Source organism: Kribbella sp. NPDC023972 (assembly GCF_040639075.1).
GTDB lineage: Bacteria > Actinomycetota > Actinomycetes > Propionibacteriales > Kribbellaceae > Kribbella.
The window spans coordinates 459684-472137 of record NZ_JBEZZH010000001.1 but is presented as its reverse complement, the minus strand read 5'-3'; the positions used below and the strand labels follow the sequence as shown (position 1 = coordinate 472137).

10 protein-coding genes are annotated in these 12454 nt (G+C 69.4%); 7 read left to right on the top strand and 3 right to left on the bottom strand.

Going from position 1 to position 12454, the window contains the following annotated elements; translation table 11 throughout:
- The first annotated feature begins 239 nt into the window (after positions 1-239).
- Together AB0F43_RS02110 and AB0F43_RS02105 are read left to right on the top strand one after the other, a co-directional pair.
- Positions 240-1004: a lysophospholipid acyltransferase family protein gene (locus tag AB0F43_RS02110; RefSeq protein WP_360469351.1), complete on the top strand. Its 765-nt coding sequence runs from the start codon at positions 240-242 to the stop codon at positions 1002-1004.
- 36 nt (positions 1005-1040) lie between these two features.
- Positions 1041-1433 (top strand): DUF2237 domain-containing protein, encoded by a 393-nt coding sequence (locus AB0F43_RS02105; RefSeq protein ID WP_360469348.1) that lies wholly within the window; start codon positions 1041-1043, stop codon positions 1431-1433.
- 20 nt (positions 1434-1453) lie between these two features.
- Here the strand turns inward: AB0F43_RS02105 and AB0F43_RS02100 are convergent, their stop codons facing one another.
- Positions 1454-2455: a type IV toxin-antitoxin system AbiEi family antitoxin domain-containing protein gene (locus tag AB0F43_RS02100; RefSeq protein ID WP_360469345.1), complete on the bottom strand. Its 1002-nt coding sequence runs from the start codon at positions 2453-2455 to the stop codon at positions 1454-1456.
- A gap of 194 nt (positions 2456-2649) precedes the next feature.
- On the opposite strand from AB0F43_RS02100, the gene AB0F43_RS02095 reads away from it, so the two are divergent.
- The 3 genes from AB0F43_RS02095 (at position 2650) to AB0F43_RS02085 (ending at position 6124) form a co-directional block, all read left to right on the top strand.
- On the top strand, positions 2650-4023 hold the full coding sequence (locus AB0F43_RS02095; RefSeq protein WP_360469342.1) for a class II 3-deoxy-7-phosphoheptulonate synthase: 1374 nt from the start codon (positions 2650-2652) through the stop codon (positions 4021-4023).
- Positions 4024-4036: 13 nt separating this feature from the next.
- Complete coding sequence (locus tag AB0F43_RS02090) at positions 4037-5062, top strand: GntG family PLP-dependent aldolase (protein WP_360469339.1); 1026 nt, start codon at positions 4037-4039, stop codon at positions 5060-5062.
- An 84-nt stretch (positions 5063-5146) separates the two neighbouring features.
- Positions 5147-6124: a ribose-phosphate pyrophosphokinase gene (locus AB0F43_RS02085; protein WP_360469336.1), complete on the top strand. Its 978-nt coding sequence runs from the start codon at positions 5147-5149 to the stop codon at positions 6122-6124.
- Positions 6125-6185: 61 nt separating this feature from the next.
- Here the strand turns inward: AB0F43_RS02085 and AB0F43_RS02080 are convergent, their stop codons facing one another.
- A complete protein-coding gene (locus tag AB0F43_RS02080; RefSeq protein WP_360469334.1) occupies positions 6186-9347 on the bottom strand; it encodes an amidohydrolase family protein in 3162 nt (1053 codons plus the stop codon).
- 188 nt (positions 9348-9535) lie between these two features.
- Here AB0F43_RS02080 and AB0F43_RS02075 point away from each other — a divergent pair, with 188 nt between their 5' ends.
- Together AB0F43_RS02075 and AB0F43_RS02070 are read left to right on the top strand one after the other, a co-directional pair.
- A complete protein-coding gene (locus AB0F43_RS02075; RefSeq protein WP_360469331.1) occupies positions 9536-10063 on the top strand; it encodes a hypothetical protein in 528 nt (175 codons plus the stop codon).
- A 116-nt stretch (positions 10064-10179) separates the two neighbouring features.
- Entirely contained in the window at positions 10180-11250 is a 1071-nt protein-coding gene (locus AB0F43_RS02070; protein ID WP_360469328.1) for a glycoside hydrolase family 172 protein, read from the top strand.
- On the opposite strand, the gene AB0F43_RS02065 is transcribed toward AB0F43_RS02070, so the two are convergent.
- A complete protein-coding gene (locus AB0F43_RS02065) occupies positions 11247-12449 on the bottom strand; it encodes a glucoamylase (RefSeq protein WP_360469325.1) in 1203 nt (400 codons plus the stop codon). The two genes, AB0F43_RS02070 and AB0F43_RS02065, sit on opposite strands and share 4 nt — an antisense overlap.
- Between the last annotated feature and the right edge of the window lie 5 nt (positions 12450-12454).

The following is a 12454-nucleotide window of genomic DNA, read 5'->3' as shown; positions in this document are numbered from 1 at the left end:
GCAGGCCAATGGTCGCATCTAGGCTGCAACCAGTCTGCATCCAGGTGACAACACGGTGTGCAACGCCCGCATTCCTGGCCGTGACATTGCCTGAGGAGGAAGCTGGAACGTAATGTCCTGCCGACGGTGGGCGCCAGAGCTGTCGCGACCGTCGCTACCGGCGGACACTGGTGCATTGTGAGCAGTGCCGGATCTGGACCCGGTGAGTGGCGTTGTGGACGAGTGACGGAGGTAGGGCGATGCTGTACCTGTTCCTCAGGCGGTTCTTCGTCGGACCGTTGGTGAAGTTGCTCTTCCGCCCGAAGGTCACCGGAGTGGAGAACATCCCGACCACGGGCCCCGCGCTGCTGGTGAGCAACCACCTCGCGTTCAGTGACTCGATCTTCCTGCCGGTCGCCGTACCGCGGCAGATCGTCTTCCCGGCGAAGTCGGAGTACTTCACCGCGCCCGGGCTGAAGGGCAAGCTGGTCGCGACCTTCTTCCGGTCCGTCGGCCAGATCCCGATCGACCGGTCCGGTGGGCGCGCCTCGCTGGCCGCGCTCAACACCGGGCTGGAGATCCTGAAGAAGGGCGAGTTGTTCGGGATCTACCCCGAGGGCACCCGCTCACCCGACGGCCGGCTGTACAAGGGCAAGACCGGCGTCGCCCGGATGGCGATCGTGGCCGGCGTGCCGGTCATCCCGGTCGCGATGATCGACACCGAGAAGCTGCAGCCGCCGGGCAAGCTCTGGCCGCAGTGGTTCTACCGGGAGAAGGGCCGCCGGCTGCCGCGGCTGGTCCGCCCGGGCGTCGCGTTCGGCAAACCGCTGGACTTCTCCCGCTACGAGGGGATGGAGCGGGACCGGTTCGTGCTGCGCTCGGTGACCGACGAGATCATGTACGCGCTGATGGAGCTGTCCGGCCAGGAGTACGTCGACATGTACGCCGAGAAGGCCAAGGAGCTGATCAAGGCCGGCGAGTCGGTGGACGAGCATCTCCGCCTGGGCGACACCAAGGCCAGCTGAGGCGTTTCGGCGAACCGCCGGTGTGAGGATGGTCGCATGGACGGCGACCTGAACGTGCTCGGCGAAGCGTTGGAGGAGTGCGGGACCGATCCGGTCACCGGGTTCTACCGGGACGGGTGCTGCACGAGCGGCCCGGAGGATCTCGGCAGCCACACGGTGTGCGCGGTGATGACGGCGGAGTTCCTGGCTCATCAGGTGTCGGTCGGGAACGACCTGGTCACCCCGCGGCCCGAGCTGAGGTTCCCCGGGCTGAAGCCGGGGGATCGCTGGTGCGTCGTGGCGGTCCGCTGGCTCCAGGCGTACCAGGACAGCGCAGCGGCTCCCGTCGTACTGGCGTCCACGCATGCCCGCTCTCTGGACACCATCCCCCTGTCCCTGCTCCGCGCCCACGCCGTCGACGTACCCCCAGACCCCGGTGCCCTCACCTGACCCGATTCGTTTGGGGAGAATCATGCGCCCCTAATGGGCGAAGAAACTCCCCGAACCGGCTCGCTGACGGACGCCACGGGGCACGTGCCGGAGCAGGGGTGGGCGGAACCTGGCCAGCCTCGAAGGCGGAGAACGGCGGCGACTTGGGCGGCGGCCGTGCACGGCTCGCTGAGCAACTGGTAGCCGAACCGCAAGGTGAGTTTGCCGCTTGTCGCAGCGAGATTGTCACGACTCATGTCGCGCCATCGCGACAACGTGTCGAAGTGCCCCGCCCGGCCGTCGACCTCGACAATAAGCCCGTACGGCGAGTACTCGATGTCTCGGTAGATCACGTTCCGCGGTCCCTCGGCCGCCACCACCCGAATCTGCCGCTCGGCAGCGGGCAGGCGGTGTGGTTGCTCGACTCGTCGTCGATAGACCTGTTCGAGGAAGGACTGGACGCCATCCGCCGCGTCCAGCAGGACCCTGCTCAGCTGTCGGCGATTGGGCAGTTTGGGGAGTGAGCCGAGTTCCATGAGCAGGCGCTCGGGCGTCGTACGGCGTTGGCGGCACGCGTCGAGCAGGACTGCAGCCTGCCGGGACACACCCGGCTCGGCGCTAGCAGTGACGAGGACGGCCACTTCAAGGCGCACCGTCGCCGGTTCGCGGGCGCTGTGGAGCCGGGCCGGCAGGTCGCGATGGCGGCTGACGACGACTCCCGTACGACGCACAACGCGGCGCGACTGGGGCAGCGCCAGGTGGATGAGGTCGTCCCTCCAGGTGCCGTCCACGCCGTACCAACGCAGCGCGGTCACGCCGGTCAGGGCGGCCTCCGGCCCGTACGCGAGCCAAGCGGCCCATACCCTGGTCTCCCACGGCAATGGACCGGTGAAGTCGACGTACACGCCGTCGTACACCCGTTGAATCCGCCCAGCTCGGCAGCGGCCCTGGAGCACCTTGTCGGTGATCCCATGCGCAATCGCCTGAGCCCGGCTGAACGCCCCCAGCTGTTTCCTCCGTAACTCCACGAACGACCCGGTCAAGTCCTCTCCCTTCGTCCTCCACCAGAGAAGATGCCCCCTCCTGCCCTCCCTCTCCCCACCCACGCGTCACCTGTGGACAGCTGGTATGGGGAGAGTCGTGCGCCCGAAACGGATGAGGAATCTCCCCGAACCCGGTTTCGGGGTGGGGTGAGACGGGGGAGTGGGGATGTGGCGGGCTGGCTTAGGCTGGCCGCATGCAATTCGCGATGTTGAGTGCGGGGGAAGTGCCCGGAGTTCCGAGCCTGGATGAGCTGCGGGCGCTGAAGCCGCTGCAGCAGCCCGAGTGGCCGGAGTCCGCGCCGCTGGACCAGGTGATCGCCGACCTGCGGAAGTTGCCGCCGCTGGTGTTCGCCGGTGAGTGCGACGACCTGACCACGAAGATCGGCGAGGTCGCGCGCGGCGAGGCGTTCATCCTCCAGGGCGGGGACTGCGCGGAGACCTTCGACGGGGTCACCGCGGAGAACATCCGGGCCAAGCTGCGGGTGCTGCTGCAGATGGCCGTCGTCCTCCAGTACGCCGCGAGCGTGCCGGTGGTGAAGGTGGGCCGGATCGCCGGTCAGTACGCCAAGCCGCGCAGCTCCGGTGAGGAGACGCGCAACGGTGTCACGCTGCCGTCGTACCGCGGTGACGCCGTCAACGGGCTGGAGTTCACCCCCGAGGCGCGGATCCCGGACCCGCAGCGGCTGCGCGGCGTCTACAACGCGGCCGCCGCGACGCTCAACCTGACCCGCGCGTTCACCACCGGTGGGTACGCCGACCTGCACCAGGTGCACGCCTGGAACACCGACTTCGTGAAGTCGTCCCCGGTCGGGCAGAAGTACGAGCGGCTCGCCTCCGAGATCGAGCGCGCGCTCGCCTTCATGCGGGCCTGCGGGGCGAACTCGGAGGAGTTCCACACGGTCGACTTCTACGCCTCGCACGAGGCGCTGATCCTGGAGTACGAGCACGCGCTGACCCGGATCGACTCCCGGACCGAGCAGCCGTACGACGTCTCCGGCCACCTGCTCTGGGTGGGGGAGCGGACCCGCCAGCTGGACGGCGCGCACGTCGAGTTCCTGGCCTCGCTGAGCAACCCGCTCGGGGTGAAGATCGGCCCGACCACGACGCCGGACTACATCCGGGCGCTGATCGACAAGCTGAACCCGAAGGGCATCGAGGGCCGGCTGACCTTCATCACGCGGATGGGCGCGGGCAAGATCCGCGAGGCGCTGCCGCCGCTGCTGGAGGCGGTCCGCGACCACGGTTCGCCGATCGCGTGGGTGTGCGACCCGATGCACGGCAACACCTTCGAGACGCCGAACGGCTACAAGACCCGCAACTTCGAGGACGTCATGCACGAGGTGCAGGGCTTCTTCGACGCGCATGAGCAGGTCGGGACCTGGCCGGGCGGTATGCACATCGAGCTGACCGGCGAAGACGTGACCGAGTGCCTGGGCGGCGGTGAGGAGCTGGTCGCGGAAGACCTGGTCAACCGCTACGAAACCGCCTGCGACCCGCGGCTGAACCGGCACCAGTCGCTCGAGCTCGCCTTCCTGGTCGCCGAGCGGCTCCGCGGCGCCCAGGCCTGACCGGGGGCGCTGCGTGATCGACCTGCGGTCCGACACTGTCACCCGGCCGTCGGCCGGGATGCTGGCGGCGATGACGTCGGCGCCGGTCGGTGACGACGTGTACGGCGAGGATCCGACGGTCAACCGGCTCGAGGAGACCGTGGCCGGCCTGCTCGGTCACGAGGCCGGGTTGTTCACGGTCACCGGCTCGCTCGCGAACATCCTCGGCGTCCGGGCACTTGTGCCGCCCGGCTCCGAGGTGCTCTGCGAGGCGAGCGCGCACATCGCCCGGGCCGAGCTGGGTGCACACGCGGCGCTGAGCGGAGTGACCACCCGCACTTGGAGCGCTGCCGCGGGCCAGATCGACCTCGAGCAGATTCGCGCGCTGATCGCCCCGGACCTCGGCCCGTATTTCGTGCCGACCGCGGCCGTCTCGGTCGAGAACACCCACAACTTCGGCGGCGGCTCGATCCAGCACGCGTACGACGCACTGGCCGACGAACTCGACGCCCATGGCTTGCGGCTCCATCTCGACGGCGCGCGGCTGTGGAACGCGTCCGTGGCGTCGGGCGTGTCGATGGCGTCGTACGCGTCCCGGGCCGCGGCCGCGAGCGTGTGTCTGTCGAAGGGGCTCGGCGCGCCGGTCGGCTCGGTGCTGGTCGGGTCGACCGAGCTGATTCGGGAAGCGCGGGTGTGGCGAAAGCGACTCGGCGCGGGCTGGCGTCAGGTCGGCGTCCTGGCCGCTGCCGGGCTGTACGCGCTGGAGCACAACGTCGAGCGGCTGGCCGAGGATCACGCGAACGCGCGGCTGATCGCCGAGGTGCTGGCCGACGTCGCACCCGGCTCGGTCAAGCCGGACCAGGTTGAGACCAACATCGTCGTCGCCGACCTTGCCGCGACCGGCAAGTCAGTGCCTGAGGTGGTGGAAGCCGCTCGCGCGGCCGGTGTGCTCGTCGGCGGCGTCGGACCGACCCAGTTGCGGGTCGTCACTCACCTGGACGCCTCGACCGACGACTGCCGACGCGCCGCGCACACGCTCGGCCGCCTGCTCAGCACCTGAGCTGTCCACGGCCGCCGGCACGAGTCTTTCGCCCGGCGAGATAGGGTGCGAGTGTCGGGGTCGGCAGCGTGTTCGGGGAGATCCGTGCGAGAGATCGTCGTGTTCAGCGGAAGTGCCCACAGAGGCTTGGCGGAGCGGATCTGTGCCGATCTCGGTGTGGCGCTCTCACCGGTCGAGATCCATCGGTTCAGCAACGACTGCCTGCAGGTGCAGCTCCAGGTCAACTGCCGGCAGCGCGACGTCTACATCGTCCAGCCGCTGGTGCCGCCGACGCAGGAGCACCTGATGGAGCTGCTGCTGATGATCGACGCCGCCCGGGGCGCCTCGGCGGCGCAGATCACCGCGGTGATGCCGCACTACGCCTACGCCCGGTCCGACAAGAAGGACGCCTCCCGGATCTCGATCGGCGGCCGCCTCGTCGCCGACCTGCTGGTCGCGGCCGGCGTCGACCGGGTGCTGACGATGGCCCTGCACGCGCCGCAGGTGCACGGTTTCTTCTCCGTCCCGGTCGACCACCTGACCGCGATCGGCGTCCTGGCCGACCACTTCCGCGGCCACGACCTGTCCGACACGGTCGTGGTCAGCCCGGACCTGGGCAACGCGAAGACCGCGACCCAGTTCGCCCGGCTGCTCGGGCTGCCGGTGGCGGCCGGCAGCAAGCAGCGGCTGGCCGACGACCGCGTGGTGATCGACGCGATCGTCGGCGACGTGTCCGGCAAGCGGGCGATCATCCTCGACGACGAGATCGCCACCGGCGGCTCGATCATCGAGCTGCTGGACCGGCTCAAGGACCGCGGCTGCACGCAGGCCGCGGTGGCCTGCACCCACGGCCTGTTCGCCGGTCCGGCGGTGCAGCGGCTCCGGTCGCACCCATCGGTGACCGAGGTGATCAGCACCGACACCGTGCCCCGGCCGGCCGGCTTCCCCGAGCTCCAGGTCAGCTCGGTGTCCACCCTGTTCGCCGAGGCGATCAAGCGCATCCACGACGGTGAGTCGGTCAGCAGCCTGTTCGACGGCGTCGACCCGACCCACGCACCACCGCAGCCCAAGCTCCCCTTCTGAGCCGCTGACGTCCGAAGAACTGGCGGGACCTCTCGCCAGTTCTTCGGACGTAAGGGAGGGGTCAGCCTTCGCAGCACGCCCGGTGCAGCCATTCGGGCTCGTGCCACCAGTAGGCGCTGTCGTGTGCGTGCGCCTGCTCCCGGCTGAGTGGCCTCGGCGCATCGGCCGGCGCCTGCAGGGCGGCCGTCGTACGCGCGCTGCCGGCGTACGGCGTGAGCAGATCGTCGATCGTGTGCAGCTTGCCCGCGATCATCACCCGGTCGACCGCGGCCGCGGCCCGGATGTCGCCGAGCGGGTCGCCGGTCACGAACGACAGGTCGGCCTGGGCGCCGGGCTTGATCACGCCGAGCTTGTCCTCCAGGTTGAGCCACTTCGCCGGGTTGCGCGTCGCCGTCGTGAGCGCCTCGTACGGCGTGAAGCCGCCGGCCACCATCGAGCGCAGGTTCGCGTGCAGCGAGATCGCGATGTTGTCCAGCGGGGTGTCGGTGCCGGAGATGACCAGGCCGCCGCCGCGATGGATCCGCAGCACCATGTCGACGTTGCCACGGAGAAGCTCCCGCGTCGTCACCCCCGCTGGTCCGGCCGCGGTGTTCACCTCGCTCTGCAGAGCGGCGTACTCCCAGGACGGGAAGAGCGTGGTCGTTCGCCGGTCGGTCAGCAACGACGGGTCGTCGACATGTGCCATCGTCGAGTTGAAGAGCGTCGGCGTGACGGACAGTCCGGCCTTGGTGAACAGCGTCACGACATCGGCGTACGCACGGCCGAGCCGGCTGACTGTGTGTGAGTAGCCGAGCCGGTTGGTCGCGCCGGTGTGCTCCATCCCGTCCATGCCCAGGTGCTCGGCCGGGTAGAGGTAGTGCGACGACAGCTGCAACCCAAGGCGATGTACGGCGGCGATCGCGCGCCGCTGATACTCGATCGGCAACCGCACGTACGTCTTCACGAGGTCGTAGGCGAGCCCTTCGACCCGGTCGAGCTCCAGACCTAGTTGCCGCAGCGACAGCGTCGGCCGCATGAAGTTGTAGTAGACCCGGGACCCGTCGATCGCCTCACCGGTCGCGAAGTACCGCGGCCCGAGCAGCGACCCGTGCGCGAGTGCCTCTCGCGTCTCCTGCATCTGGTAGACCGGATCGCCGGGCGACCGGGTGGTCGTGATCCCGTATGACAACCACAGGTTGCCCTGCCGAGCGCCCCAGGCCCGGCCGCGCAGATGCCAGTGGTTGTGCGCATCGATCAGACCCGGCATGACGGTCAGGTCCTTGGCGTCGACGTCCGCCGAGCCTTGGTGCGGTCGTACGGCGGCTATCCGCGAACCATCCAGTACGACATCCACGTCGCGGCGCAGCGTGGTCGCGCGCCCGTCCCACAGGGCGCCGGCGTGGATCGTGACGTGCTGGTTCACGGTCGCCCGGCGCCAGTGCAGGTCGAGCTTGATCGTCTGGGGCCGGGAGCCGGTGAGGTTGGTGCGCCGGAGCCGGCCGTTGTTCAGGTAGAGCAGGGTGTTGCTGTCCTGCCAGACCGGGGAATCGGTCACCTCGTCGGTGACGGCTCGTGGCTCGCCGGTGAAGCGGCCGCGCTTGTCGACGGGAGCGACGTACAGCAGGCTCTCGACGACGAACGCGAGCCACTTGCCGTCGGGGGAGAAGATCGGGCCGTCGTCGCCGCGGGTGGCGAGCGATCGGAACGGCATCGGTTCGACGTACTCCAGCGCGGTGGTGGCCGGTGCGGTCTCGAGGTCGACGTACAGGAGCCGGCTGGTGCCTTCGCGGAACCGCTTGGAGAACGGCTTGACCGCGGCGAGCACGATCGTCCTCCCGTCCCGCGACCAGCTCACCCGGCCGGGCTGGAACAGCGTCGGTGTCAGCTGCCGGACCTGACCCGACGCGAGGTCGAGGACCCAGGCGATGCCGTCCTGGTCCTGGTACGCGACCTGCTTGCCGTCCGGGGAGAACCGCGGCGCGGTCTGTGCCCCGGGCAACGAAGAGAGCTTGGTGTCAGCGCCGGTCGTCAGGTCGTGCAGCCAGAGATCGGCGGTCCCGTCCCGATCGCTGGCGTACAGCACCTTCGTCCCGTCCGGGGAGAAGTCGGGATCGGAGTTGAAGTAGCCGTCGGCAACCAGCTTCCGTGGTTGCCCTCGGCCACTCGTTGCCGCCAGCCACAATGCGTTCAGGGCCCGGAACGCGACCCACCGTCCGTCCGGAGACACCGCCGGGCCTGCGATCCCGAGCACCGGACGCCGGGCGGTCGAGGTGAGATCCGGCGCCTTCGGCCGGGGCCGCTTCGACGTCACCGGCACCGTCGCGGTGAACGGTACGACGGTGTGCGCACCGCCGACCTGATGACGCATGACGTGCCCGTCGGCGGTGTAGTAGAGCTCGGATCCCCAGGACGGCGGGACGGCGAAGACGTCCTTGCCGCTGGTGACCTTCTGATTGTCGACCACCAGATCGCAGACCGGTCCGGCGAGCCGGACGTAGGCGAGTTGACCAGTGGGGGAGTAGGCCGGACCGTAGACAGTGCTGCCGGCCTGGGCCGGGACGAGAGTCTTGCGTTCGCCGGTCGCGAGGTTGAGCTCGACGATGGCCGCGGCGTCGACGGTGAAGGCGATCTTGGTGCCGTCGGTGGAGACGGCCGGCTCGGCCTCTTCGGTCGCGTCGTCGGTGAGGGCGACGATCGTACCGGTGCTGAGCTCGAGGCGGTGGATGCCGTAGCTGCCGTTGCCGCCGCGGTCGGAGGAGAAGACGACGTACCGGCCGTCGGGGGTGTAGTGCGGTTCGCGGTGGTCGTACCGGCCGGTGGTCAGCTGGCGAAGGCCGGAACCGTCGGCGTTGATCGACCAGAGGTGGAAGTTGCCGTCGCGGTACGACTGGAACACGATCCGGCGGCCGTCCGGGGACCAGCGCGGCCGGGTCGCGTCCTGCAGATCGTCGGTCAGCCGCCGGGACACGCCACCGGCCGCTGGAGTCACCCAGATCGCGGTGACCAGGTCGAAGGCGAGCCACTTCCCGTCGGGCGAGACGGCAACCATGACGTTGGTGCCCTCGGTCAGGACGGCCTGGTTGGTGGCTTCGGTCAGGACGGCTTGCGCCGGGGCGTCAGGGGCGGCGGTCGCCGGTGATGCGGTGTGGACGGCGCCGGCCGCCGCCACACCTCCGGTCAGTTGCAGCGCTCGACGCCGCGAGATGCTCCACGAACCAGGCGTTTCGATGTCGGTGGGGTCCACGGTCGATCCAATCCCTCGGAGGCGGTGGGACTCAGGTCTGGTTGTTGCCCGCCTACCGCGGCGGGACCACCAGACACGACCTGACCGAATCTGCCAGGACCGTCGTCGGCCCACGATCCTGACCGGCGCGTCGCGCGCCGAGCGGGCACTGCGCTGCGATGAACGGCTGTCCGTCTATCGTCTGCGCCATGCATTCCGTGTCTCCCCGGATCCGGGCGCTCGCCGCCGCCGTCCTCTGCGTCGTGATCGCGCTCGTCGCGGCCCTGGCGGTGGACAGCCGGCTCGACCGGCACTGGATCCTGCGCGGTCTCACCCTGTTCCTCGCACTCTGCTGTGCGGCGCTGCTCGCCACCGACCAGACTCGTCGCCTCCGTCAGATCATCACGGCGATCGGCCTGCTCATGTTCGGGCTCGTCTTCCCGGTCTCGCAGACGACGTGGTCGAAACCGCCGGAGATCGACTTCGCGCTGGCGGTCGCCACCGATGCCGAGAACGCGGCGGTGAAGGAGGCCCGCAGCGTCGTGACCGTTGAGGACGTCCGGGCCGCCACCGAGGCGCGCGGTGGCGCCGTCGGCTCGCTCCTGACCGGGCCCAGAGACGAGATCCGCGGCTCCGAAGCCTTCCCGCTGATCGTCCGCCCCAAGCCCAACCAGGGCCGCCCCCGCGCCTGCATCACCTTCACCAACGGCCTGGAAGCCGAAGTCCGCTCCTGCTAGCCACGACCGTGTGCACGGCTCGTGCATGGATCCGCCTCGAAAGTGCTCAACCGTGCTGAGTCCAGGTCCTGGGCAATCGATTTCTCACGACCCGGCGGCGACCTAAGGTCGCGGGTATGACTCTTGGGAAGCTGTCCGGAATCAGCGCGATCGTCGATGTCGAGACGCGTTCCATCAGTGCGGAGAACCCCACCGGTGAGCCCGGTCAGGGTGGCCGGTCGACCGAGGGGACCGGGGCGCACGCGGCCCGGGAGCTCGGCCAGGGCTGGAAGGTGTCGCCGTCAATCGAGATCGGCGCGGGGGCGACCGCGACCCTGGCGGACATCGCCGGTCAGGGCTGCATCACGCACATCTGGCTCACCACGCACGTCGACAACTGGCGGCGGCTGGTGCTGCGGGCGCACTGGGACGGCGACGAGGCGCCCGCGATCGAGACACCGGTGGGCGACTTCTTCTGCTCCGGTTGGGGCAAGTTCGCCCAGGTCAACTCGCTGCCGGTTGCGGTGAACCCGAACGGCGGTTTCAACAGTTACTGGGAGATGCCGTTCCAGTCGCAGGCGACGCTGACGCTGGAGAACACCCACGACGAGCCGGTGATCGTGTACTTCCAGGTCGACTACTGGCTGGGTGCCGTACCCGACAACACGGCGTACCTGCATGCGCAGTGGCGGCGGAGCAACCCGTTGCCGGCCAAGACCGTGCACACTCTGCTCGACGGTGTGGAGGGTCCGGGGCACTACGTCGGCACGTACCTCGCCTGGGGTGTCAACAGCAGTGGTTGGTGGGGTGAGGGCGAGGTGAAGTTCTACCTCGACGGTGACGACGAGTTCCCGACCATCTGCGGTACCGGTACCGAGGACTACTTCGGCGGAGCGTGGAATTTCGACGTCCCCCACCTCGGCGGCTACACCGAGTTCAGTACGCTGTACCTCGGCATGCCGCAGGTGCTCCGGCCGGACGGGCAGTACGCGAGCCAGCAACGATTCGGCATGTACCGCTTCCACCTGCCCGACCCGATCCGGTTCAAGGAGAAGCTGCGCGTCGACGTCCAGGCCCTCGGCTGGCGGTCCGGTGGGCGCTACCTCCCGCTGCAGGACGACATCGCCTCGACCGCCTTCTTCTATTCGGTGAAGACGAGTACGTCGAGACCGGACGTGCCGACGCACGACGCGATGGAGCTCTGCTAGGGAATCGGCAACGGCTTGTCGAGTGCGGCGCCGGCGAGGACGACCAGGGCTGAGGTCCAGCCGAGTGGAGCCTCGCCGGCCGGCTGGAGGTTGCGATTGACCTTCTCCGGCAGTGCGCCGGTGCTGGTGCGGTAGTGGTCCAGCCAGGTCAGCAGTTCACCGGCGGTCGCACGATCTCCCCGGGCCGCGGCGCTCAACGCGAACAACGCCGTCTCCGGCGTCCAGGCGACGCCGTCGGTACGCCACTCCTCGCCAGGTGTGACACCGCCATTGGGCTGCGTGAGTACGGCGCGCGCCCGGTCGATCGCGTGGTCGACCTCGGCGCGAGCCGGTGCGAACGGCGGACCGAGAACGGTCACGATCGCATCCGCGCCGCCGCCCAGGCCGATCGGTTCGAGCCCCGGCTCCAGGAAGCCGACCGCTCGCGCCCGGGTCCTCGGATACTCCGGACCAAAGTGCCGATCCGTTGCCGTGGACAACTTTTCCAGCGCTTCGTTCCAGCGCGCCGCCTCGGCGTCGTGCTGGAGATTGGTGGCGATCCCGACCGCGGAGCGGAGGCCGGTGAGCAACGGGGCGACGGTGCCGAGGGTCAGCTCGGCCTCCGGACGTTCCCAGTAGTCCGCTGACGGACCGGGCAGGCCGTTCGGTCCGAGCTCGGTCACGATCTGGTCCGCGGACTCCCGGACCAGCTCCCAGTGGGCGCCGCCGGCCTGGCAGAACCAGGTTGCCCACAGCACCCATCCTGATCCGTCCAGCTGTGCTTCGCGGCCGTCCCGGATCGGCTCGCCGGTGTCCGAGTACCGCGCTTCCCAGCGACCGGTGGAAGGCCTGATGCGGTCCAGGAAATCCAGCACGCGTCCGGCGTCCGCGGACCGGCCGATCGAGCAGTACGCCGCTGCCACGAACGACGCGTCCCGCGGCCAGACGAACCGCCACGGACCGTCCCAGCCGGCCAAGGTCGCGCCGCTCGGAAGCGTGAGGGCATCGAGGTCGGCGATCGCGTCCTGCATCATGTCGGCGTACCGGCCGTCGCCGGCGGCCTGCGCGGATGCCGTCCGGCCCGGTATGCCGTCCGCGACCAGCAAGGGTTGCGGGTTGCGTACGAGGTTGTGCGCTGTCCCCGCGGCCAGGAACGCCAGCACGACAGCGATGACGACGGCCGGGTACCACCGGACCCGCCGCGCACTGTCGTCCCGCATCGTTC

Coding starts and splice junctions, on each gene's coding strand:
- AB0F43_RS02105 (WP_360469348.1), top strand. CDS start 1,041: ATGGACGGCGACCTGAACGTGCTCGGCGAAGCGTTGGAGGAGTGCGGG.
- AB0F43_RS02070 (WP_360469328.1), top strand. CDS start 10,180: ATGACTCTTGGGAAGCTGTCCGGAATCAGCGCGATCGTCGATGTCGAG.
- AB0F43_RS02110 (WP_360469351.1), top strand. CDS start 240: ATGCTGTACCTGTTCCTCAGGCGGTTCTTCGTCGGACCGTTGGTGAAG.
- AB0F43_RS02065 (WP_360469325.1), bottom strand. CDS start 12,449: ATGCGGGACGACAGTGCGCGGCGGGTCCGGTGGTACCCGGCCGTCGTC.
- AB0F43_RS02075 (WP_360469331.1), top strand. CDS start 9,536: ATGCATTCCGTGTCTCCCCGGATCCGGGCGCTCGCCGCCGCCGTCCTC.
- AB0F43_RS02095 (WP_360469342.1), top strand. CDS start 2,650: ATGCAATTCGCGATGTTGAGTGCGGGGGAAGTGCCCGGAGTTCCGAGC.